Origin of the sequence: Gemmata obscuriglobus (assembly GCF_008065095.1) — a bacterium.
GTDB lineage: Bacteria > Planctomycetota > Planctomycetia > Gemmatales > Gemmataceae > Gemmata > Gemmata obscuriglobus.
This window is the reverse complement of the sequence record NZ_CP042911.1, coordinates 3,334,343-3,357,498: the sequence shown is the minus strand read 5'-3', so window position 1 is coordinate 3,357,498 and position 23,156 is coordinate 3,334,343. Positions and strand designations below refer to the sequence as shown.

General features: G+C 66.8%; 20 protein-coding genes and 1 tRNA gene. 7 read left to right on the top strand and 14 right to left on the bottom strand.

From position 1 onward, the window contains the following. Nucleotides 1-517 precede the first annotated feature (517 nt). Entirely contained in the window at nt 518-2,035 is a 1,518-nt protein-coding gene (locus GobsT_RS13880) for a TIGR02996 domain-containing protein (RefSeq protein ID WP_010038285.1), read from the bottom strand. Next, nucleotides 2,032-2,838, bottom strand: coding sequence for a nucleotidyl transferase AbiEii/AbiGii toxin family protein (locus GobsT_RS13875; protein ID WP_033198132.1), 807 nt, complete (start codon nt 2,836-2,838; stop codon nt 2,032-2,034). The genes GobsT_RS13880 and GobsT_RS13875 overlap by 4 nt, the downstream gene beginning before the upstream one ends. 127 nt (nt 2,839-2,965) lie before the next feature. Here GobsT_RS13875 and GobsT_RS13870 point away from each other — a divergent pair, with 127 nt between their 5' ends. Next, a complete protein-coding gene (locus GobsT_RS13870; RefSeq protein ID WP_010038283.1) occupies nt 2,966-3,907 on the top strand; it encodes a radical SAM family protein in 942 nt (313 codons plus the stop codon). A gap of 33 nt (nt 3,908-3,940) precedes the next feature. On the opposite strand, the gene GobsT_RS13865 is transcribed toward GobsT_RS13870, so the two are convergent. Both GobsT_RS13865 and thiS read right to left on the bottom strand, forming a co-directional pair. Beyond that, a complete protein-coding gene (locus tag GobsT_RS13865) occupies nt 3,941-4,429 on the bottom strand; it encodes a macro domain-containing protein (RefSeq protein WP_010038281.1) in 489 nt (162 codons plus the stop codon). 352 nt (nt 4,430-4,781) lie between these two features. Then, the gene (thiS, locus tag GobsT_RS13860; protein ID WP_010038278.1) at nt 4,782-5,828 is read right to left on the bottom strand and encodes a sulfur carrier protein ThiS; all 1,047 of its coding nucleotides are present in this window, start codon (nt 5,826-5,828) and stop codon (nt 4,782-4,784) included. 114 nt (nt 5,829-5,942) lie between these two features. On the opposite strand from thiS, the gene GobsT_RS13855 reads away from it, so the two are divergent. The 3 genes from GobsT_RS13855 (at nt 5,943) to GobsT_RS40460 (ending at nt 9,957) form a co-directional block, all read left to right on the top strand. Then, the gene (locus GobsT_RS13855) at nt 5,943-8,075 is read left to right on the top strand and encodes a bifunctional serine/threonine-protein kinase/formylglycine-generating enzyme family protein (protein ID WP_010038275.1); all 2,133 of its coding nucleotides are present in this window, start codon (nt 5,943-5,945) and stop codon (nt 8,073-8,075) included. Between the two features lie 98 nt (nt 8,076-8,173). Then, nucleotides 8,174-9,070 carry a dihydrodipicolinate synthase family protein gene (locus tag GobsT_RS13850; RefSeq protein ID WP_010038272.1) on the top strand — a complete coding sequence of 299 codons (897 nt, stop codon included), beginning with the start codon at nt 8,174-8,176 and terminating at the stop codon, nt 9,068-9,070. A gap of 491 nt (nt 9,071-9,561) precedes the next feature. Further along, nucleotides 9,562-9,957, top strand: a complete 396-nt coding sequence (locus tag GobsT_RS40460) for a proline racemase family protein (RefSeq protein ID WP_071529265.1) — start codon at nt 9,562-9,564, stop codon at nt 9,955-9,957. A gap of 120 nt (nt 9,958-10,077) precedes the next feature. Here the strand turns inward: GobsT_RS40460 and GobsT_RS13840 are convergent, their stop codons facing one another. Continuing rightward, nucleotides 10,078-10,776, bottom strand: coding sequence for a hypothetical protein (locus GobsT_RS13840; protein WP_010038267.1), 699 nt, complete (start codon nt 10,774-10,776; stop codon nt 10,078-10,080). Between the two features lie 190 nt (nt 10,777-10,966). On the opposite strand from GobsT_RS13840, the gene GobsT_RS13835 reads away from it, so the two are divergent. Then, nucleotides 10,967-11,041, top strand: a tRNA-Met gene (locus tag GobsT_RS13835). Nucleotides 11,042-11,293: 252 nt separating this feature from the next. On the opposite strand, the gene GobsT_RS13830 is transcribed toward GobsT_RS13835, so the two are convergent. The 4 genes from GobsT_RS13830 to GobsT_RS13820 form a co-directional block, all read right to left on the bottom strand. Next, nucleotides 11,294-12,559: a M16 family metallopeptidase gene (locus GobsT_RS13830; protein WP_010038265.1), complete on the bottom strand. Its 1,266-nt coding sequence runs from the start codon at nt 12,557-12,559 to the stop codon at nt 11,294-11,296. Nucleotides 12,560-12,645: 86 nt separating this feature from the next. Then, on the bottom strand, nt 12,646-12,783 hold the full coding sequence (locus GobsT_RS37760; RefSeq protein ID WP_010038263.1) for a hypothetical protein: 138 nt from the start codon (nt 12,781-12,783) through the stop codon (nt 12,646-12,648). 8 nt (nt 12,784-12,791) lie between these two features. After that, nucleotides 12,792-13,967, bottom strand: a complete 1,176-nt coding sequence (locus GobsT_RS13825) for a M16 family metallopeptidase (RefSeq protein ID WP_109571519.1) — start codon at nt 13,965-13,967, stop codon at nt 12,792-12,794. A 122-nt stretch (nt 13,968-14,089) separates the two neighbouring features. Then, the gene (locus GobsT_RS13820; protein ID WP_010038258.1) at nt 14,090-14,662 is read right to left on the bottom strand and encodes a GNAT family N-acetyltransferase; all 573 of its coding nucleotides are present in this window, start codon (nt 14,660-14,662) and stop codon (nt 14,090-14,092) included. 654 nt (nt 14,663-15,316) lie between these two features. On the opposite strand from GobsT_RS13820, the gene GobsT_RS13815 reads away from it, so the two are divergent. Both GobsT_RS13815 and GobsT_RS13810 read left to right on the top strand, forming a co-directional pair. Next, nucleotides 15,317-16,099, top strand: a complete 783-nt coding sequence (locus GobsT_RS13815) for an AMP nucleosidase (protein WP_010038255.1) — start codon at nt 15,317-15,319, stop codon at nt 16,097-16,099. A 179-nt stretch (nt 16,100-16,278) separates the two neighbouring features. Continuing rightward, the gene (locus GobsT_RS13810; protein WP_010038251.1) at nt 16,279-17,283 is read left to right on the top strand and encodes an MBL fold metallo-hydrolase; all 1,005 of its coding nucleotides are present in this window, start codon (nt 16,279-16,281) and stop codon (nt 17,281-17,283) included. A gap of 51 nt (nt 17,284-17,334) precedes the next feature. Here the strand turns inward: GobsT_RS13810 and GobsT_RS13805 are convergent, their stop codons facing one another. The 5 genes from GobsT_RS13805 to GobsT_RS13785 all read right to left on the bottom strand — a co-directional run bounded on the left by GobsT_RS13805 (nt 17,335) and on the right by GobsT_RS13785 (nt 22,984). Beyond that, nucleotides 17,335-17,901, bottom strand: coding sequence for a RipA family octameric membrane protein (locus GobsT_RS13805; protein WP_010038249.1), 567 nt, complete (start codon nt 17,899-17,901; stop codon nt 17,335-17,337). Nucleotides 17,902-17,914: 13 nt separating this feature from the next. Further along, entirely contained in the window at nt 17,915-18,403 is a 489-nt protein-coding gene (locus tag GobsT_RS13800; protein ID WP_010038247.1) for a DUF1572 family protein, read from the bottom strand. Nucleotides 18,404-18,558: 155 nt separating this feature from the next. Next, the gene (locus GobsT_RS13795) at nt 18,559-19,506 is read right to left on the bottom strand and encodes an outer membrane protein assembly factor BamB family protein (RefSeq protein WP_010038245.1); all 948 of its coding nucleotides are present in this window, start codon (nt 19,504-19,506) and stop codon (nt 18,559-18,561) included. Nucleotides 19,507-19,525: 19 nt separating this feature from the next. Next, entirely contained in the window at nt 19,526-21,226 is a 1,701-nt protein-coding gene (locus GobsT_RS13790) for an arylsulfatase (RefSeq protein ID WP_010038243.1), read from the bottom strand. Between the two features lie 147 nt (nt 21,227-21,373). Next, on the bottom strand, nt 21,374-22,984 hold the full coding sequence (locus GobsT_RS13785) for a reverse transcriptase family protein (RefSeq protein ID WP_010038241.1): 1,611 nt from the start codon (nt 22,982-22,984) through the stop codon (nt 21,374-21,376). Between the last annotated feature and the right edge of the window lie 172 nt (nt 22,985-23,156).

Below are 23,156 nucleotides of genomic sequence, written 5' to 3'. Positions count from 1 at the left end.
TTTACATCCAAAAACCATCATCTCACCGGTCCCGGCGCCGGGAGCTACGTCTGGGGGTTGAGACGCGCGATTCGGTGGTAGCGACCACCCAGTGAATCGCCACTCCGTAGACCAGTCGAACGCCAGCGGATGTCCAGTCGGCGCCCCGTGGGTGTAGCCCATGCGGCGGCGGCTCCCGTCACACCGTCTCGCGAGCTGAGAACGCGGTGTGCGCCCGGATGGACCTCGATCGCCGCGAGGCCAGCAACTGGCGGAACCGGCTCGCCCGGGTCGTCGGTGAGCCGGGTTCACCAGTGCGGCGCCGGTTTTCCGTCGCACAACGCGCCTCACGGGCACCCGAAGCGCTGGGACCGCGACAGGTGCGGTGCGGGCGGTACGTGTTAACGGCCCGCCTCGCGCGGAGAATGCCGGCACAGCGGATATACCCGGCAGATGTCAGTAGGGGATTTTGCCGCGGCGGCCGGATGTCGGGTGTGCATTCGCACCCGGACACTCACAGTGCGCGCCAGAGCGGCCATCAGAACGGAATCGGCTCGTCCGTATCCGGCTCGTCCGGCTCCAGTTGGTCGGCGCCCGGCCCGTCCGGCTCCGGAGCTTCCAATTCCAGTACGGCCAAACGCCGGCCGAGTGGGGACGCGGCCAGCGCCTCGGCGTCCCGCGCCCGGATCGGATTGTCGGCGAGGCGTAACACCAACAAACCCCGCAAGTGCTCGGCCTCCCCCAGCGCCCGCACCGCACGTGCGCCCAGCCGGTTCCGACACAGGTCTAGTTCCAGCAGGGTGTCCGACGCCGGTGCCGCGGCCAGCAGCTCGGCCCCCTCGGCCGTGAGGTCGTTGTCGCGCACCCGGAGGGTGTGGAGCGCCGCCGGCGGGCGCTCCAAGAGCGCGCCGAGCCCGGCCGGGCCAAAGTGGTTGTGACCGATGTCCAGCAGCCGCAGCCCGTCGAGGAACGCGGCCTTCTTCGCGAGCACGCGGGCGCCGGTGAGCCGAACCTCGCACCGGTCGAGCCGAAGGGCCTTCAGTTCGCACAAACACGGGGCCAGCGCGACGTACTCCGCGCCGACGTTTTGAAGCACGTTCTGGCCGAGGTCCAGCGTTTCCAGTCGAAGGTCCGGACGCGCGGAATCGAACTCCGCCATCGCCTGACCGTCCAGTTGCCCGTCGCGTAAAGACAGGTGCTTCAACCCCGCGACGTGCGGCGAGCGCAGCAAGGCCCTCAGGCCGTCCCGGCTCACGTCGTTCCCGTTCAGGGTCAGCGCCCGCACGGTAGCCAGGCCGGACCAGCCGATGAGCGCCCCCATCCCGGCCGCCCGGATGACCGGGTCGTGAATGTACCGCTCGTGCCGGCTCTGCGAGGAAAAGTCCAGCTCCTCGAGAGCGGACAAGGTGACCGCTTTCGCCAGACCGAAGATCCCCTCGTTGCCGAGATTGTTCGACGGCAGGCAAAGCGATTTCAGGTTCGCCAGGTGGGGCGAGCCGGCCAGCACCCCGAGCGAAGCGCCCCACAGGCTGCGGGCCGTCAGCCCGCGAAGGGTGGCCAGTTGCGGGGACCCGGCCACCCACTCGAACGCGTCGTAATCGGGGTTCCCGGTGAGGGTGAGTTCGCGCAGCTCGGCGATCGGATTCACGGTCCGGCCGCCCTCGCGGCGGCGCGGCCAGCGGACGGTGACCGCCTCGACCGGGGCCGCGGCCCGACACGCGTGGGCGTTCTTCCGCATCGCCTCGAAGCTGGCGAACGACACCTCGGCGACGATGCCCCGGCGGAACCCCTCCCACCGCGCGCCCTCAATGACCGGCAGCTCCGCGAGCCACTCCTCGCCGTACCGCTCGATCAGCGTGCGCTCGCGCAGGGCCAGGCGCACCTGCGCCGGGTGCCAGGTGGGAAGTTGCGCCCGCTCGACCTGCACCCGGATGAACTCGGCCCGCTCGTCCCGCCCTTGCTCCTGGAGCCAGTCGGCGTAGGCGAGGCGCGGCGTGTCCTCGTCGATGTGCGCGACAATGTAGTCGCGAAAGTCGCCGGCCAGCGCACCGCTCATGTCAAGCCCTCCAGTACCGGGGTCAGGCGGGCCGCGACCCCGGCGACGACGCCCGCGAGGTCTTTCGGCACGCGCTGCCCCCGCTCCTCTCGCACGAAATCCAGCCAGCGGGCGGCGGACAGTTTCATGCCCCACCACGACGAGGGGCCGAACAGCGCCCGCGCGTCGGCCCCGGTCGCGCCGAGGTCCCCGAGGTATGCCGCAACCGCGTCGCGCAGGTCCCCCTCGTCCATGCCGCCGCGGGCGAGGAGGAGGCGGAGGTCGTTGAGGTCCTTTTGCCGCCAGCCCCGCATGCCCAGGTGCCGCAGCGCCTGCACCTTCTGCCCGACGACCGCCTCGGGCCGGCAGTGCCACACCCGCGCGACGGCACCGGACGCGGCCGGAATGTCGCCCAGCACCGGCGCGGGCCGTGGGAAGGGGCCGAAGGTGACATCAATGTGAAAATCGACCTCGCCCCCGTCACACACGCCGACCGACCGCACGCGCACGCCGGGACTGCCGGTGTCCAGAAACATCCCTTCGGCGCGCGTCTCCTCAAGGTCGAACCCCACCCCGTCACCGATGTCGTTCGAAAGGGCCGGGAGGATGCGGCCCGCCGCCGCTTCAACCGCGAAGGGAATCGTCGCCACGAGGTCCAGATCGGCGGCCGGGCGCGGGACCGGGCGGAACCAGTGCCGCATCAGCATACCGCCGCGCAGCACGAACGCGCCCGCGTCGGGCCGCCGGGCCAGGCGCAGCAGGACCGCTTCGAGCACCCGGTGGCGGGCGTCGTCGGGATCGGGCGCGGCGGTTCTTGTGCTCATGCGGCTGAGTGTAACCGGCGGCCGGACCGGCCACCACCACCGTAACGGGTTCGGCCCCCACCGCTCCCGCGCTTGCAATTGATCGGGCCGGTGCGAGAATGGCCCCGACGCCGTCGCGGAGGTCGGGATGCAACTGCCGCTGTTGCCCGGGGCCGGGTTCACCGCGCACAAGAGCGCACTGGACGCGTCCGTGAACTGGGACCGGCCCGCGGAGGTCGGCCGGTTGGAAGCGCGGTACGTCCGCCGCTGCGAGGACTACTTCGTCGCCTACCTGTCGTCGCAAACCGGGTGCGCGCAAGCGTGCCGCATGTGCCACCTGACCGCCACCGGGCAGACGCACCTTCGCGACACGACCTTCAACGAGTTCCTCGAACAGGCCGAAACGGTGCTGGCCCACTACCGCCGCGAAGGAAAGCCGGCGCGTGCCGTTCACTTCAACCTCATGGCCCGTGGGGAACCGCTCGCCAGCAAGGTGATCGCGACGCGGGGCGACGAACTGCTCGGCGAACTGTCCCGGCTCGCCGTCGGATCGGGCCTGCGCCCCCGGCACCTGATCTCAACCATCTACCCGAAAGCGTTTGGCGACCGGGCACTGGAAGACGTGTTCGTGGTTCACCAGCCCGAAATCCACTACTCGATTTACAGCGTGAGTGAGCGGTTCCGCCGCCGGTGGTTGCCCAAAGCGCACCCCGCCGAGGTCGCCCTCGACCGGCTGGCGGCGTGGCAGCGGCACAGCCTGAAGTTGGTGGTGCTGCACCACGCGTACATCGCCGGCGAGAACGACACGGAGGGGGACGTTCACGCCATCTGCGACGCCCTTGAGGAGCGCAAGCTGATGGCTCACATCAACGTGGTGCGATACAACCCGTTCGACCCCGCGCGACATGGCACGGAACCGCCCGAAGCGGTCGTCGAGCGGAACGCGGCCATCTACCGCGAGCGGCTACCCGGCGCCCGCGTCGTGGTCATCGCGCGCGTGGGGTTCGACGTGGCCGCATCCTGCGGCATGTTCCTCGGACCGGATGGGCGAGACACCTCCGCAACGGGAAGCACCTCACACTCGGGCTGAGTGCCACATCCGTCGCCGGTCGTCTCGCGTGCGTCACGCGCCGGTTTCTTCTGCCTGCTGCCCCTTGTGGTAGGTCGTGTAGACGAAAATCGGGATTTTCAGATCCCCAAGGTGTTGCTCCACGAGGGGCTTCACATGCTCCCACGTGAGCCCGCCCACGCCGGTTCCGATCTTCGGAATGGCGAGGCTCTTGACCGCGTGCTTCTCCAACTCGTGGCGCAACCGGCGCAGGCAGTGGTTCACAGTCGCCTCGGTCGCCGGCCCCGGGTGCCCGCCGTGCCCGTGCTCGGTCTGGGTGAGCAGGTTGAACACACGCACGCCACCCACGCCGCCCCACTCCCACAGTTCGCCGGGCTGCGGGTGACACTGCCGGCAGTAGTGCCGGAAGTCCTTCACCATCACCGGCCATTTTTCCCGCAGGGCCAGCGCGAGGTCGTGGTCGAAGTGATCGTCGGGAGCAACCCCGTGTGCGATCGCCTGAGCTTTTGTGAGCGTGATGTCACCGGACACTTCGTGAATCATCGGGGCGGCTCCAATTGTGAACACCCGAGAGCAAAAGCTCTTCGGCACACTTTTGATAGCCGCTTTCCGAAACGTGATTCGGGAATTTCGGACTTTTTTGTCCTTTAATACCGCACTTGATTGGTTCCGATTCATCGACGACCAGCGTCGAGTCGGCGGTGCCGGGCACCACAACGCCCGGCTCGCCCGTACCCAGTATGCGCGGTAGCACGGGCCAGAGCTGACTTGCTCACGTCACTTCCGCGTGCCGGCTTCGCGCCATCGCCCGGCCACGCGGATTATCACCGATGCGTTTCGTGTCTGCTCTTGGAGCGGACGGACCACGCGGAAGGCTGAAGCCCTTCAAACGGTATTACTTGCCGCCGCTCGATGCGATGATGCCCTCGGTCGGGCTGCTGGCGTTGGCGTAGAGGCGCTTCGGGATGCGTCCCGCGAGGTACGCGAGCCGCCCGGCGTCGGTCGCGTACCGCATCGCCCACGCCATCCGCAGCGGGTCCTTGGCACTCGCGACGGCGGTGTTGAGGAGCACCCCGTCGCAGCCCAGCTCCATCGCCGCAGAAACGTCGCTCGCGGTGCCCACCCCGGCATCGACGATCACCGGGTAATCGGGGTCGTTCTCCTTCAAGTATTCCAGGCAAATGCGGATGTTGTTCGGGTTTAAAATGCCCTGCCCGCTGCCGATCGGGCTGCCCGCCGGCATCACGCTGGCCGCGCCGGCCTCTTTGATCCGTTTGGCGAGAACGGGATCGTCGCTCGTGTAGACCAGCACCGTGAACCCGTCCTTCACGAGCTGTTCCGTCGCCTTCAGGGTGTCGATCGGGTCGGGCAGGAGCGTCCGCTTGTCTGCCAGGCACTCGAGTTTGACCCAGTCCGCCCCCGGGTTCTCCAGACCCGAGAGCAGCTCGCGCGCGAGCCGGGCGTGCCGGACCGCGTCCTCGGCGCTGAAGCACCCGGCGGTGTTGGGGAGGATCGTGAGCCGCTTCAAATCGAGGTGGTCGAGGATGTTCTTGCCGTCTTTATCGATCAGCCGCTCGCGGCGCACGGCCACGGTGGTCACCTCGCACCCGCTGGCATCCATGCACTGCTGCATCAGCTCGTAAGACGGGTACTTGCCGGTGCCCGTGAACAGCCGGCTGCGGAAGGTGAACTTCCCGACCTTCAGCGGCTTGTCGGCGGGCGCCTCGTGGGTGGCGGCGGCGCCGCCGCCCACGAGCGTCACCACCTCGACCGCGTCCCCGTCGGTGAGCCGGCGGGCCGGGTGGTCGGCCCGGGGCACCACGGCGCGGTTCACCTCCACCGCGAGCGTTTTCGCGTCCTTGCCCAGGTGGCGGATCAGGTCGGCTACGGTGAAGGGGTCGGGGAAGGTGTGCGGCTGCTCGTTGACGGTGATGCTCGGCATGGTGGTGCTCCGTTCTCGTTACTCGTTAGCATATAGGCGGGCGCGGGGCTTACGCCTCCGGCCCGCCTTGGTACAAAGGCAAGGGCCGCCACTCGCACCACCGGTGACCGATCGATGAGCAGCGCCGCCGACGCGACGGCCATGTTCTACCAGAACTTGCAGGCCAGTCGGCTGTTGACCGACGCGCAGTTGCGCGACCTGTGGGGCTGGATCGCGCACGCGCGGCCCGACCTGCCCGCCGCGGCGCGGGAGGTGAGCCGCCGCGGGTGGCTCACCCCGTACCAGATCCGCGAGGTCGCGCGGGGCCGCGGGGCCGCGCTCAAGGTGGCCAGCCGGTACGTGCTGCTCACGGTGCTCGGCGAGGGGGGCATGGGCCGCGTATATAAGGCCCACGACACCCGCATGGGTCGGGATGTCGCGCTGAAGGTCATTCGCCGGGAGCGGCTCACCCACTCCGTTGCGGTCGTGCGGTTCGAGCAGGAGGTGCTCGCGCTGTCGGCGATGGACCACCCGAACGTGGTCAAGGTGTACGACGCGGAGGAGGTCGACGGGTACCACTTCTACGTCATGGAGCTGATCGACGGCACCGACCTCACGAAAATCGTTCGCGAGGTCGGCCCGCTGCCGGTTTTCCAGGCGTGCGACGTGATCCGGCAGGCGGCACTGGGGCTGCAGCACGCGCACGAGCGCGGGCTGGTGCACCGCGACATCAAGCCGTCCAACATCATCGCCCCGCGGCACGGCGGGGCCGTGAAGCTCGTGGACCTGGGGCTCGCCCGGCTGATGGAGCCGCCCGGCGGCGCGGACGCGCTCCGGATCACCCAGGAGGGGTTCGTGATCGGGACGCCCGACTTCGTGGCCCCGGAGCAGGCGCGGAACCCGACGGCCGTGGACATCCGGGCCGACATCTACGCGCTCGGCGGCACGCTCTATTTTGCACTCACGGGCCTGGTCCCGTATGAGGGCGCGACCCCGACCGAAAAGCTCCTCAAACACTGCACCGACCCGCCGCCGGACCTCCTGTCGCGGCGGGCCGACGCGCCCCCGCTGCTCGAACAGATCGTCCACTGGTGCATGGCGAAGGAACCGGATCACCGCCCCCAGACGCCACTCCAACTGGCGGCCGCGCTGCAGCCGTTCTGCCCGACCGAGGCCCCCGGAAGCGAGGCGCTCCTGGCGCCCGCGTCCGGACAGCGGGTCCCGATGGTACCGCCCGAGGCTCACCCGGGTGCGGCCCCGAGTCCGTTACCGGCGCCCGCGCCGGTAACGCAACCCTCGATCGCGGGGCCGGGCAGCCAGGTGTTCAAGCTGGCGCCGCACGAACACGGCGTCTCGGTCCGGCGGCGCCCCCGTGGCGCGTTTCCCACCGGCACGGTGCTCGCAGTGCTCGGCGGCCTGTTCGTATTCGCAGCGCTCGGGGTGGCGGTGTTTCTGGCCTTTATCAACACTGGCCCGACGGTGCCGAAACCGTTCACCAACACCGCCGGTCTGAAGATGGTCCGGCTGGAGGGGGGCACCTTCAAGATGGGCTCGCCGGAGGAGGAGCCGGGGCGCGCCGACGACGGGCGCGAGGGACCGGTGCGCGAGGTGACGGTCCGCGGGCCGTTCTTCATGAGTTCCACCGAGGTGACGCACGGGCAGTACGTCCGAATGATGGGCGGGGCGCCGTCACGGGGCGCGGCGCTGGCGGCCCGGGGCACGTCGCTGCCGGTCGATTCGGTCACCTGGGACGAGGCGAACGAGTTCTGCCGCAAGCTGCTGGAGAAGGACCGCGGGCAGGCGTGGGCGCGCAACGGGTGGGCGTACCGCCTGCCGACGGAGGCCGAGTGGGAGTACGCGTGCCGCGCCAACACGACCACGCCGTTCTCGTGCGGCGACGCGATCGCGTTCCCGACGCAAGCGGTGTTTCTCGCCACCGGCGAAGACCCACTCGAACGCGCGGGCGACGTGCCCGGCAAGCCGCTGCGGTTCGGAACGGAGGTCGGTAAGACCAAGCCGAACGACTTCGGGCTGTACGACATGCACGGGAACGTTGCAGAGTGGTGCAGCGACTGGTTCCGCATCGACGCCTACAAGGAAGGGGCCGACCCGACCGGACCGGCCGACGGCGACATGCGCGTGATCCGCGGCGGCTCGTTCCGCGACCGTGCGTCCGGCGTCCGCTCCGCGGCGCGCGACGGCAAGCGCCCCACCGACCGGCTCGACTACGTCGGCTTCCGGGTCGTGTACGCACCCCTGCAAAAATGAAGGCGGACCGCCTCCCGGGGCGCGACGCGCGCCCCCGGCCGCTGTCCCGCTCTTTGTCTGTCCGTTTCGCTCCTTCCACCCTGTCCTCGAGGCCCGCGATGAAAGTGAACTGGCAAGGCGTTTTCCCGGCCCTGTGTACGCAGTTCCATCCCGATCAATCGCTGAACATCCCCGGCACGCTCAAGCACCTCGACGCGATGCTCGATGCGGGCGTTCACGGCGTTGTGATGATGGGCAGCGTGGGCGAGAACACCACGCTCGAACTGGCCGAGAAAAAAGAGCTGCTGAAAGCGGCCGTCGAGCACGTCGGGAAGCGGGTGCCGGTGCTGACGGGCGTGGCGGAGTACACCACCGCGGGCGCGTGCCGGTGGGCGAGCGAAGCGGCCAAGCTCGGCGCCGACGGGCTGATGGTGCTGCCGCCGATGGTGTACAAGAGCGACGACCGCGAGACGGTCGCGCACTTCCGGACGGTCGCGGGCGCCAGCGACCTGCCGATCATGGTTTACAACAACCCGCCGGCCTACAAGGTGGACATCACGCCCGCGATGTTCGTCGAGATGGCCGACGAGCCGAAGTTCGCGTGCATCAAGGAGTCGAGCGACAACCCGCGGCGCATCACCGACATCATCAACCTCACCAAGGACCGCTACGTGATCTTCGCCGGGGTCGACGACCTCGTGGTGGAGTGCATGATTCTCGGCGCGGTCGGGTGGGTGAGCGGGCTGGTGAACGCCTTCCCCGCCGAGAACCGGCTGCTGTGGGACCTGGCCCAGGCCGGCAAGTGGAAGGAAGCACTGGACGTGTACCGCTGGTACACGCCGCTCCTGCACCTCGACACGCACGTGAAGCTGGTGCAGTACATCAAGCTCGCGGCGGCCGAGTGCGGGTACGGTACGGAACTGTGCCGCTCCCCGCGCCTGCCACTGGTCGGCCCGGAGCGCGAGCACGTGCTGAAACTGATCCGCACCGCGATCGCCACTCGCCCAACACGGTGAAGCCAATGCCGTCAGTGCCCCCGGGTGAACCTTTCGCCCAGCGTGAACTCGCGTTCATGACGGAATGCCTCAATCGGGCGGTAGCACTGTGCCGCCCGACTCTTTCCGAGGCGGCTGCGTCGTGTTTTGATCGTGTTCTTGTAATGGCTTGGGACTGGGTTGAAGGGGCGCCCGTTGATGGGGACGCACGCACCGCGTTGCACAGAGAATGCGAGCGGTTGGGGAAAAGAAATGCCCCCAACCGTGGCGGACGATTGGAACTTTACGAGATAGCGAACGCGGCAACGTTTATTCTCGGCGTTGTTATCAACCCCATAAATGTTCGATACGCTGGGGTGCTTCGGCACACAGTACCGAATGTCTTGAGAGCCCTCTTCCCTCGCGACTATCAGAGCCGGTGTGAGGTCGAACAGGCGTGGCAAGTCGTCGCCACCGCGCATCTCGCGACGATCGGCGCGCCGTCGCGCAATTGTTTCGCGGACATGTAGTACGTGGGCTTCAGACGAGAATCTCATCCAGCGCATTCAGGTCGTCGCTTCGCACACCGACGGGGAGCCGACGCGGGTCGTGGTCGCGGGCGGTCCCGACTGCTCGGGCCGCCGGTCGATCCCGCGAACCACGCGCGGAACTTCGTGCTGTGCCCCGGAACGGCCTACGCCCGCTCGCCGTGCGGCACCGGGACCAGCGCGGAGCTCGCGTGCCTTTACGTCGACGGTGCGCTCCAACCGGGCGAGGTGTGGCGCAAAGAGAGCATCACCGGGAGCGTGTTCGAGGGTACGGTCGAGCCGGGCGCCGTGGTGCCCGGCGCCACCGGCGCCGCGTACGTCACCGCCGAAGCGGCACTGGTCGTCGATGAAGCGGCCCCACTTAAGGACGGAACCCGGTGAGAAGCGTGGCGGAGCGAGACGTGCGCCCTCTGGGGGCAAACGTCTCGCTTCGGACGCAGAAATGGTAAAAGGGCCGCCGGGGACTTGTAGCCGGCGGCTGCGAATCGCCGCGCGTCGAACTCAGCGCGTGAGGGTGAAGTAGTAAATCAGCAGGGCGAACGAGCAACCGGCTACCGCAACAGTCGCAACCGCCGCCGAGTGGAGCCACCGGGTCACTTGGTTCTCGTCCGCCAAGTGGGTCGTGAGTGCCGTGCGCAGCAACCGCGTCACGTCCTCGAACAACCGGCCGTCATCTGACACCCAGCGGAGAGTGACGGTGCGACCGTCTTCAAAGGTGTCCAGTTCGAACAACGGCACTCCGGACACCCACAAGTTCCCGGTCCGCTCCAGGGGCCGGCCGAGCTGTGCGAACATCTCGTTCAACAGGGACTCGAACGTTTCGGGCTCGACGTTGTAGACGACCAGGGAACGCCGCCGGGCCAAGAGCGTCAGGCCGATTCCTCCCACCACCGCGATCAGGTAGAACGAAACGAGCACGGACCATGTCACCCATTCCTTGATCCACACCGCACGGAACGCTTCGAAGTTGCCGCGCATCCAGAAGCGAAAGTTGGACTGGAGCAGCGTGAGGACGACCCCGGCGCCAAAGACGATGAAACCCGAAAGTCCGAGCACAAGCGCGGTGAAGTCCCACGTACCGGCTACGGCAACGGGGTGCTCACGGCGTGTGATTTGTGCCAGCCAAAAGAGGTAAAACGCCAGCGGGATCAGGCACACGATACCCGCGAAACAGATCACGAGGATAAACGGAACGGTCAAGGGACATGTTCCCGTTTTGGAGGTTCGTCTTTGCGGGTACGCGACGAAAGTGTCCGTCTCATCATAGGTTGCACCGCCCGCCGGGTCAATTTCTCGGTCGAGGTTGCGCAAGGCGTCTGAAAGATTCCGAACGGACCAACGAGTGCCCCTTTCCGATCGTCCATGAGGAGAGTAAGATATCTTCACAAGACGCGGCGTGGAGCAGCCCGGTCAGCTCGCCAGGCTCATAACCTGGAGGTCGTTGGTTCAAATCCAACCGCCGCAACTTCTGAAGCCTGAAAAGGCAAGCACCAAGGCCACTCATCCAACGCGACGTTGGATGAGTGGCCTTGGTGCTTTATCCTCGTATCTGCATCTGCCATCTCTTGGCATCTCGCTCGGAGCGAAGGATGGGTCCGCAGGAGCCGCAAGCGGCTGGGATCAGCGTGTGTGACTTGGGGAACTGGAATCCGGCGCGCTGGATCAGGGACGAACCTGATCCAGCGCGCGACGGCATTGATCTCGCCGGATGCGGCGATCAGCCGAGACTTGGAACGGCGGTGCCAGTGACGCCGTTCAACTCCTTCAGCGGCCCGAGTGATACCACCATGTTCCGGTCGATCGGGTAGGCGTCCAGGTATGCCCGAATGTCCGCCTGCGTAACCGCGTCGAAGCGCGCGACCTCGGTGTCCACATCGCGGTACTCGCCGGTGTACGTCCACATCGACGCCAGCGCCATCATCCGTCCCATCGGGCGCTCGCTCCGGCGCACGATCCGCGACAGGATCTTGTTCTTCGCCTGCTGGAACTCTTCGTCCGTGATCCCGTTCCGCTGAACCTCTTTCAGGATCTTCTCGACCCGCTCGAGGTTCTCCGCGGTGCCCTCGGGCTCGCACGTGAGGGACACGAAGATGGCCCCGCTCCCGTCGTTCTCCGCGTACCCGAAGTCGGCGGACTCCGCGTGCCCCGGGTCCACCAGTTCCCAGTACAGCCGGCTGCCGGTGTAATCGCCGACGGCCAGCGCCAGCACGTCGGCTGCGTACCGCATGTTCGAGTCCGCGGGCGGCCCGCCGCCCACGAACAGCGCGTACTGCTGCTGAACGGTCTCCCGCGTCAGCAGGTGGAACCCCGGCTCACCGGCCCACTCGGTCCGGTTGTCGCGCCCCACGACATCCGTGTTCCACTCGGAACACGCTTTGGTGACAAGGTCGACGAACTGCTGCCAGTCGAAGTTGCCGGCGGCGGAAACGACGATGTTGTTGGCGGCGTAGCGGCGCGAGAAGTAGGCGTACATCTGGTCGCGGGTCAGCGCGCCGACGCTTTCGAGCGTGCCCAGGACCGAGTTCCCGAGCGGGTGCGACTTGTAGTACAGCCGCCGGGCGTGGTCCGCCATCACGGAATCCGGTTGGTCGTCGTACAACTTGATCTCTTCGAGAATCACCTTCTTCTCGGTGTCGAAGTCGTCCTGGCGCAAGCTGGGCCGCAGCATGTCGGCCAGCACGTCCACCACCTGCGGCAGGTACTCGGGCAGCACCGCGGCGTAGTAGACGGTGTTCTCCTCGCTGGTGGAGGCGTTGTTGCTGGCCCCGATGCGGTCGAAATCGAGGTTCACCTGCTCGGCGGTGCGCCGCGCGGTCCCCTTGAACATCATGTGTTCGAGGAAGTGCGACACCCCGGCTTCAACGGCGGTCTCGTCGCGGGCGCCGGTCTTCACGAAGAACCCGACCGCGACGGACCGCGCGGCGGGGCTCGTTTCGCCGATGATCTGGAGCCCGTTCGGAAGGCGGTACGAGTGAAACGGCATGACAACCTCTCTGCGAGCCCCGCCGCGCGGACCGGGGGTGCGGTATGTTACGGGTGGCACGTGCGGGGCGCCCGGCCCCTTGTTGGCTAGGCGTACCCGCGGAAGTGGTACACCCATGCGAGGGCGGCGCTCAGACAGACGAGCACGCCACACAGGTAGACAAAGACGAGGGGCGCGGCGATCTCGTCCGGCTCGTGCACAACTGAGCGGGTGCGGTCCGACATGCTCAACCTCAAGCGGGGATCGTGAGCGGGTGGCGCCCGAGCGTGACCAGCGTCACGTCGCGCACCGGGTAGCGTTCCAGGTGGGCCATCACCGCGGCCGGGGTCAGGGCGTTGATGCCCGCTTGGATCTCGTCGAACGAGCGCACCCGGCCAAGGAAGTACCAGTCGCTGGCGATGCTGCTGGCCCGCGCCCCGGTGGACTCTTCCGCCATGATGAGCGACGACTTCAGCCCGGCCTTCACGCGATCGATCTCGTCGGCGGTCACGCCGTCCTTCAGCTTCCGCAGCTCGGCGAGGGTCACGTCGAGCGTCTGCTGCGCACGGTCGGGGCCCGTGCCGGCGTAACCGATCATCGTGCCGCGGTCGCGGAACGTCTCGTGCCGCACCCCGACCGAGTAGCACAGCCCGCGCTTCTCACGCACCTCCGTGAACAGCCGGGCGCTCATGCCGCCGGACAACACGCCCTCGGCCGCACGGGCCGCGAAGTAGTCCGGGTGGCCCATCGGCACGCTCGGGTACGCGAACGCGATCTGCGTTTGTGCCGAGTCCTTGTTCAGGTGCGCCGATGTCGGCTGGTGCGGTTGCGGCACCACGTCGGGAATGTCGCCGGGCGACCAGCCGCCGAACAGTTGCTCCACGCGCGCCTTCAGCGGCTCCCACTCGATGTTACCGGCCACCGACAGGATCGCGCGGTTCGGGCGGATGAACTTCTCGTACTGCGCCCGGACCGCCTGGATGGTGAGCGACTCGAGGTCCTCGGCGCGGCCGCGGCGGTCCTTGTTCAGCGGCGCCGGGTAGTGCCGGCGGTGCAGCTCCACCATCACCTTACCCTGCGGCGAGTCCTCTAGGCTCTCGATCTCCTGCAGGGCGAGCGACTGGACCGGCTCAAGCTCCTCCTCCGGAAGCCGCGGGCGGAGCAGGATGTCGGCGTAGATGTCGAGCAGCGGGAGAACGTTGCGGGCCAGCGCCGAACCGCCGAGCCGCAGGTTCACCACCCCGGCGCTCTCACTGCGGTCCACGCCGAGGTTGTCGAGCGCGAGGGACAGTTGGCGGCTGTCGCGCTCACCGGCGCCGCGGGTCAGCATCTCGGCGAGCACGCTCGCGATCCCGAACTGACCGTCGGGATCGAACGCCGCGCCCGCGGGAATGAGGAAGTTGACGGCGACCGAACGCACGTGATCCATGCGTTCCGCCAACAACACCAGGCCGTTCGAAAGCGTGTGCTGGTAGACCTGTTGTCCCACGACGGGCCATCCTGTTCCATGCGCGGCGGATCGGTGCGTTCGGCATTCTACGAACCGACGCGTCACAACCCAACGCCCGCGGTGTCCGGGTCCGGCAGTTCGACCGCCCGGTAGAGTGTCTTCACCGACCGGAAGCCGACGGAGCGGTACGTGTGGACCGCGGAGGCGTTGGTCGCGGTCACCTCCAGGAACGCGTGCCGCACACCAACCGAGTGAAACCCCTCGAGCGCCCGCAACAGCAGCGCGCGACCGAGCCCGCGCCCGCGGTACTCGGGCACCACGCCGAGGTTCTGAATCCCGCCGTGGCGGTTCTCGTCGAACAGCCCCTGGACGGTGCCCGCGTAGCCGTTGGGCGCGGCGAGCAGCCACGTCGCCTGCGGGCAAAAATCGGGGCGGTACCGGATCGCGGCCATCAGGTCGTGGCAGCCGGTACGGGTGCCGAGCGAGGGAAACACGAACGCGTCCGTCTCGCTGTGGAAGCTCTGGTACTTCACCTCGGCGTGCATGGCCAGCAGCGCGTCGCTCCAGGGGACCCACGAGAAGCCCGCCGGCAAGGTCCACGGAGGCACCGGGTGCCGCAACGCCAGCTCCATCCGGTGTCGCTTGAAGTACTTGACGTTCGGCGTATTCGGCATCGGCTCGGCTCCCCACCCCTCGCCAATCGTACCAACCCACGGCACACGACACAACAGCTCCAACCGCATTGAATGGAGGAGTAATCACGGTCCCGGTCCCCTGTACGACCGAAGTAGTCCGGTCGGCGAATCGATGCGATCAGGAGGCGCGATTCGCCGCCGACACCCGCTCCTGCCATCGGTACTATTGGGAGAGCGCGGTTACCGGGCCGGCGTGGTGGTGGCGTGTACGAGCGATGGTCGGGCGAGTCGCCCGTGCCGGTCCGATGCGCGCCCGGACGCGCCGACACCAGGGTTCATGGAGTCGTGGTGTAAAGCGCCTTCTGCAGCCCCGCCGGTGGGGCGCGGACGGGACACTCGCGGGCGGAACGCTGGCCGTTCGCTACCCGTTCGATGCCAGGTTGCTACCCGGGAATCGCGTGTGCAATCCTCAAAGGTGGTACGCGCGACCGGGTGGTGGCGACACCCGTCACCGGGACAGGCAGCTACAAAGCTTGAATTTTGAATAACTTGCGGCATTCACCCTTACGATCGGTTCCCGCCGCCCGCAGCATTGCCCCGAACGTAGAGCCGTTTAAACGACTGAAGTCGACCTGATGACGATGCACGGCGGAACGCCCGGCGTGCGGAACTCGATCCCCGGAGGCCCGCGTCTTGAAGACCAAAGCGGAGATCGTGCTGGACTGGTTGCCGCGGTACACCGGGCGGCCGATCGAGCAGTTCGGGAAGTACATCCTGCTGACCAACTTCGCCCACTACGTCGACCTGTTCGCCGAACGCTACGGCGTCGAGGTCATGGGCCGCGACCGGCCGATGACCTCTGCGACCGCCGAGAACATCACCATTCTCAACTTCGGCATGGGCAGCGCAATGGCCGCAACGGTCATGGACCTGCTTTCCGCGATCGAACCCAAGGGGGTGCTGTTTCTCGGCAAATGCGGCGGGCTCAAAAGCATCAAGGTCGGCGACTTCATCCTCCCCATCGCGGCGATCCGCGGCGAGGGCACGAGCCACGACTATCTGCCGGCGGAAGTGCCCGCGCTGCCGTCGTTCCGCCTCCAGGCGGCGGTGGCGGCGGCCAGCAGCAAGCACGACGTCGATTACTGGTCCGGCACCGTGTACACCACCAACCGCCGGGTGTGGGAGCACGACGAGCGGTTCAAACAGTACCTGCGCGACATCCGGGCCAGCGCCATCGACATGGAGACCGCCACGATTTACGTGGTCGGGTTCGTGAACCGGATTCCGAAAGGCGCCCTCCTGCTGGTGTCCGACAACCCGATGACGCCGGAGGGCGTGAAGACCTCCAAGAGCGACGCTACCGTGACCGAGATGTACGTTCGCAAGCACCTGGATCTCGGGATCACGGCCCTGATGGAGCTGCGCGACTTCGGCACGTCGGTCCGCCACCTGCGGTTCGAGGAACGCCCGGGCTGACGAGACGCCAATTTAAGAGGTGTTCACCGCAGAGGGCACGAGAGGGCGCAGAGATGAAAACAGAAGAGCGAGTGAACGGCTTTGTTTTCCCAAGCATCTCCTGTTTTCTCTCCGCCCTCTGCGGTGAACACGGCCTTATTTGGGAAATAGCTCTTTCTCTTGAGCATTGAGTAAAGGTCATGCCCCTGACGTTTGAAGTGCTGGGCGGGCCGCAGCGGGACAACGCGCTGTTCGTGAAGGTCGACACCGGCCAGTCCCAGACCCGGCTGCTGTTCGACTGCGGCGACGGGTGCCCGCACCAGCTCGGCCCGTCCGAGTTGCGCGAGGTCGACCACCTCTGCTTCTCGCACCTGCACATGGATCATGTGGCCGGGTTCGACCTGTTCTTCCGCATCAACTTCGACCGCACGGCCAAGGAGAACCGCATCTGGGTGCCGCACGGCAGCGCGGAGATCATTCAGAACCGGTTCCGCGGGTTCATGTGGAACCTCGTGGACGAGAAGCAACAGGGCGAGTGGCTCGTGTCGGAGGTGGCGCCGGAGACGGTTCGCACCACTCGTTACCTCACCAAAGAGGCGTTTCGCACAGCGCACCCTCGGTCGGAACTGACACGGTACGGCCGTGAAATCCTCGAAGGAGACGGCTTCACGCTCGAAGCCACGCTCCTCGACCACGGGACACCATCGGTGGGGTACTTGGTGCGCGAACACGATCGGGTGAACGTCGATACCGCGGTGCTCGCCGCGAAAGGGTTCGCGCCCGGTCCCTGGCTGAAACGGCTGCGAGGGGCGCCGGCCCGACCGGGCGAGACCATTGAGGTGAACGGCACCGCCCACGACCTCGCCGCGCTGCAACGGGAAGTGCTGGTAACGACGCGCGGGGCGTCGATCGCGTATTTGACGGATTTCCGGCTCACGCCGGCCACCGCCAATGTACTCGCGGCGTGGCTCCGCGGCGTGACGACGGTGGTGTGTGAGAGCCAGTACCGGGCGACTGACACGGACCTCGCCGATGCGGTGAAGCACTCGACGAGCGAAGAGGTTGCGACGATGGCGGCGCGCGCCGAGATCGGTCGGCTGATCCTGTTCCACTTCTCGGACCGCTACGACGCGGCGGGCCGGCGCGAGTTGTTGCGCGACGCGCAGGCGATCTTCCCCAACGCCACATTCCCCGACGGGTGGTGAACGTAATCGTCATCGTCATGCGGGTCCGTCAGGGTGTGCCATGCGCGGCTCTCACTTCCGCATCTGCCAATGGGACCGGACCGCGCGCTCCAAGTGCCGCATGCGGTAAACGAGCCACCCGATCGCGCCGGCGATCAGCACCAGTATAACCCGCTCGACGGTCAGGCCGTCCGCGGTCGGGGCCGGACGGTCGCGGAACAGAATCCACGTGAGGAACGCGACCCATGTCAGAGCGAACAGAGCCGGGACCGACAGCGCGAGCGGCGCCGAGATGGACAGCCCGCCGCGCTTCCCGGCACAGGCTTCCAGTGTGGCTTTGTACTCGGGCACAAGGTGCTTGATGCGCTCGTTGACGTGGACGCAGTAGGCCCAGTGCCGCCGCTGGATCACGAACCACAAGAACGTGAACAGCATCCCGACGACGGTGATGGGCAGGAAGAACCCGATCGCCGACTCCTTGTTGTACATGATCCCGCAAATGGTCAGCAGCCCCATTTCCAGGAAGGAGAAGTAGTTGAGACGGTCGTGGAACAGCCGCTCCTCGTGCATCCCGTGCGCCCAGAGCCGGTTCACCTCGTCGGGGGTGGCCGGTTGCGGCCCTTCCCGTGTCTCACCCATTGGCGGAATCCTTTCAGCGTGCCCCGGCGAACTGGTACGCGTCGCCGAGGACGGTCCGGGTGATGTGGATGATTTCCTGCGTGTGCCCGCGGAAGTGGGCGACGCTGCGGACCACGGCCTCAATGCCGGTCCAGTCGAAGTTGTTTACCCGCCGCCGTTCGGTCAGCCGCTCGTCGGTCGCGCCGGTGACGGCGTCGCGAGCAAGGGCGACGGCCGAGGTTATCGTTGCCAGGAGCACGTCTTTCGGGGCCGCATCGCGGGCCTCAAACTCGGCCGGCCGGTTGCGGGTGTCTTCCGCGCCGGTGAGGTTGGCATGGATCATTTGCCGGATGTTGCCTGCGAGGTGCAGGACCAAGTTCCCGATGGCGTTCGTGCCTTCGGGCGGGCGCCACCACACCTGGGCGTCGGTGAGCTGACCGACGCAGTGATTAATTCGCGACAATGCTGCGTCGAGTTCATCGCAGAGGGCGCGGTTCAGTGCGGCGCGAAGGTCTTCGGCCATGAGAGGCGTTCCCGGGGCGACTCCTGGTTAACTTACACCCTGCCCTGCGGCAGTTGTTTTTCTATGGTTGCGGGAGCGCGTCGACCTTTGGCCCACGGCGAGCGAGGGTCGCCCGTTCGGACCGTCCTCCTCGCCGACGAGTTCTTTGCTGTCGCTCAGCGGCGCACGTCCTTGATGTCGAGCACGTGCGCGGCGGCCAAGCTGTTACCGAAGGTACGGAAGTCCTTGAACCGCCAGACCACCTTCTTGTCGCGCGTCACCTCGAACAGTTGCGGGTTCCCGTCGCCGGCGTGGCAGTTGCCGACGATCACGTTCCCGTTCGGCAGGACGTGCAGCGTCGTCACCCACGCCAGCGTGATCCCGTCCAGCTCCTTCTGGTCGATGCTCCACACGATCTTCCCGTCCTTATCGACTTCGAGCACGCGGTTGTTGTTACCGCCGGAAATCAGCGTGTTGCCGTTCGCAAGTCGGATGGCGCCGTACACCGCGGTTCCGTGCCCCTCGGGGCCGTGGCCGGGCGACTCCTTGCGCCCGCCCAGGTCGAGCTTGTACTCCCACACGATTTTCCCGGCCGTGTCGTACTCGCGCACCGCGCCATCGCCCTCGTGGCACACGAGGTAGTTACCGGTGTCGAGCTTGCGGACCATGCGGGTGTCGCGGTGCGGGTCCGGGCGGTTCACCTGGAGGGCGATCTCCTTCACGATCTTGCCGTCCTTGTTCACCTCAACGATGCGCCGGTTGCCGCTCTCGGCGACCAGCGTGTTACCGTCGGCGAGGCGCTGGAAGGCGTGAACCTCCACGCGCCCCTTGTAACCCTCCTTCTGCTTCGCGTCGTACTTCCAAACCACTTCCTTCTTGGGCGTGTACTCGGTCACCACGGTCGGCGCGGTGTGGAGCAGCAGGTTGCCGTTCGGGAGCAGGTGAGCGTCGTGGGAGTTGTGCTTGCACTCGATCTCCCATTCCACTTTGCCGTCGGCGCCGACGATCGCAACGTGCCCCTTGTCCTGCGCGAGGATGCGGTAGCCGGGGTGTTTGGAATCGGCGGCGGAAGCCACTGGCACCGCCGCAACGGCCAGGGCTGTTAAGGCGAGGAGAAGTCGCATAGCAAACCTCAGAAAGGAATCACTTGCTCAGTTTGTATTCTGGCGTCGAGATCCACGGGACGACCTTCGCGCGAACGGCCCACGCCTCCCACTTCGCGACGAGTTCCTTTAACTTGTCGGGTTGCTTTGCGGCGAGGTCGCTCGACTCGGTGCGGTCGTCCTTGATGTTGTACAGTTCCCATTTCCCGCCCGGCCCCTTCGCGACCAGCTTCCAGTCCCCGGCGCGCACCGCCCGGTTGCCCTCGTGTTCCCAGTAGATCGCCTCGCGCGCGAGCGGTTTGTTCGCGAACGCCGGAACGAGGCTCTTGCCCTCGAGCGGTGTAATCGCCTGCGCGCCGACCGCAGCCGGGTACGGCGCGCCGCTCAGTTCGATGCAGGTCGCCATCACGTCCACGAGGTGCCCGGGCTGGGTGCGCAACTCGCCCCTCGCGGCAATGCCCTTCGGCCACGACGCGATGAGCGGGGTGCTGATGCCGCCCTCGTGGACCCAGTGCTTGTATTCGCGGAACGGGGTATTCGACACGTTGGCCCACCCGCGGCCGTAGGCGAGGTACGTGTCCGCGGCCCCGGGCATCACCTTCGGCCCCATGCGCACCGGAAACCCGTCACGGGTCTGCGGCGGCACGCTCCCCGATGGCAAGAGGGCGTCGGCCTTCAGCGGCGGGAGGGTCGGCTTCTCCGGGCGGTCGATGTTCGGGTGGTTTTTGTTCCCCGTGCGCCCCTGAAGTTCGGCGCACCCGCCGTTGTCCTGCATGTACAGGATCAGCGTGTTGTCGAACCGCCCGGTGCGTTTCAGTTCGGCGACGATCTTCCCAACGCCCGCGTCCATCCGGTCCACCATCGCCGCGTACACCTCCATCCCGGCGGCCTCCCAGTTCTTATCCGCGACTGCGTTCCAGTCGCCGGCGCCGGGCGCCATCCCCTGCTTGGGGTCGATGAGGCCCAGCTTCGCGGCTTTCTCGAACCGAGCCTTTCGCACGGGATCGTACCCGTTCCCGTACTTCCCCTTGTACTTCGCGATGTCTTCCGGGAGCGCGTGCATCGGCCAGTGCGCCGCGGTGTAGGCGACGTACAGTAGCAGCGGTTTGTCCTTGTGCTCCTTATCGTGATCGGCGACGAAGCGCACCGCGTGGTCGGAGATGGCGTCGGTGTAGTAGTAGGTCTTCGGCTGATACTCCGGATCCGCGAACGCCGAAATCTGTGTGTTGTCGCGGGTGAGCGAGGCCGGATCGAAGAAGCTCCCGGCGCCCTGGATGGTGCCGTAGTACCGGTCGAACCCGCGCTGAAGCGGCCAGTTGTGGTTCGGCGCCTTCGGACCGGTGTGGGGCGTGACGTGCCACTTGCCGACCGCGTACGCGCGGTATCCGGCCGGCTTCACCGCTTCCGCAAGCGTGACGCAGTTCTTGTTCAGGTCTCCACGATAGCCGGGGAACTTCTCACCCTTGTCGTTGACCATGTGACCGACGCCCGCCTGGTGCGGGTACAGCCCGGTGAGCAGTGACGCCCGCGTCGGGCAGCACCGCGCGGTGTTGTAGAACTGCGTGAACCTCAACCCGTTCGCAGCCAGCGCGTCGAGATTCGGAGTGCTGATCTCGCCGCCGTAGCAACCGAGATCCGAGAACCCCATGTCGTCGGTGAGGACGATGACGATGTTCGGTTTCTCGGTCGCTCGCGCCGCCGGCGCGCACACGAGAAGAACCAACAGCGAGAGGTAACGCATACAACCTCAAATGGTGGCAGTGCGGCGAATGCGTGTTGATTTTTGACAGGATCAACAGGAAGGACAGGATTTCAATGACAGGACGCTGTAGTTATTGCCTTTGACATCCTGTCCATCCTGTTGATCCTGTCAAACGCTCTTCATGAATTACGACACGGCGTCGAGTTGAGCCTTGAGCTTCGCGCCGGCGTCCGGGCGGACCATACTCACGAACGCGATCTTCCCGCGCAGCCACTCGCGGAAGTTCGGCAGCTTTTCGCGGTTCTGAGCGTCCAGCCCTTCGGACTTCGCGCGGTGCAGAATCGCCCTCAACCGGCGCAGCTCGTCGCGGCACACGGACGGCTTGTCGTTCACCACCACACCCGTGACCATCTGGGCCGCGCTGCGGCGCATCACACGGGTCTTCTTCTCGTTGACGGCGAACCCTTCCTCGCTGGCGATGTGGCGCACCTTCGTAAGCAGCCAGCCGATCTTGGCAGCGGCGTCCGCATCACCGGAGAAGGTGAGGTCGTCGGCGTAGCGGGTGTAGGTGAGGCCGAGCTTCGTCGCGACCCCGAGCAGCCGCTTGTCGAGCTTGCGCGCGACTTGGTTCGACAGCCCGGGGCTGGTGGGCGCGCCCTGCGGTAGCCCGCGCGGGCCGGTCGCGGCCTCGTACTTGGTTCCGGCATAGGTTACCGCGGCGCGCGGGCACTCGGTGCAGAGCAGCGCAAGAATGGTGGCAACACAACCCGAGTAGCCGTACCGCTCGAACGCGCTCCGCACCCGCGGGAACGCGATCGAGGGGAAGAAGTCCGACAGGTCCAAGTTCACCACGAACGCCTTGCAAACGTGCGGGTTTGCGTTGGTCACGATCCCGCGATCGGCAACGAACCCGTGCGCGGCCTCGGTCACCGGCAGCTTGTTCACGACGTTCGCCAGAATCCAGTGCTGCGCGGCCTTCAAACTCTTGTGCGGCGCGGCGAGCTGGCGCGTCCCGCCGGACTTCTTCGGGACCGAGAACTTCACGTAGTGCGTGCGGGTGGCCACATCGGTGTGGAACGCCAGCCAGCGGAGCCGCGGAACGGTGAGGCCGAGGGCGTTCGCGACATCAGCGGGCGTGTGCATCACCGGCAACCCGAGTTCCGTGAGGCGCCCCTCGTCGCTCAAGCGCAGGTGGAGCCGCCCCGACACACCACGCCCCAAAAAAATGATATCGGTGGTGCGGCGCCGCCAGACGGCTTCGGCGCGCACCTTCTTGCGCAGCTCCGCTTCTCTTTTCTTGCGCTCCTTCTCCGCCTCCTTGGCCGCCCGGTACGCTTGCACGGCGGCGGTGCCGGCCAGTCCGGCTGCAGCCGCAATGCCCTGCTCGGTCGGGCGGACCTTCTCGTACTCCTCGCCGACGCGGTGGATCTCGTTCAGTTCTTCGGGCGTGAGCAGTCCGTGCGTAACGAGCGCGCGGTCGATGATCTCGGTCCGCGGGTCGCTGACGGGCGGGATGATGCTCTGGCGCCCGAACTGGAACGCGGTGGCGAGCAGGCGCCCGTGCTTCTTGGCAGCGTCGACGATCTCCTGACGCGAAATGGGCAGGAAGTCGTTCGCGGCGTACTGGTCTTCGCTCCCCTCGGACGAGCGAGGAGCATTCGCCCCCGGAGTCCCCGAGGTGGTGTTACCCGACGGTGCTTTGTCCGAAGAAGCGGGAGCAGTCGGCGCGGCTGGGGGTGGCGCCGGAGGGGTGTCCGCGTCGCGCTTCCGGCGGAACACCCAGTCGAAGAGGCTCATGAGCGATGCTCGCGGGTAACAAGGCGGCCGGCTCCGACTTCAATCGTGGACCGAGAGCGTTCACCACGCCGGTCGAATTCGTGGCCTTCCGGAGACGCAGGTCGATTCAGGCCGGAAGCGCCACGAATTCGACCGGCGAAACGAACAACACTCCCGGGAACGCAATCGCAAG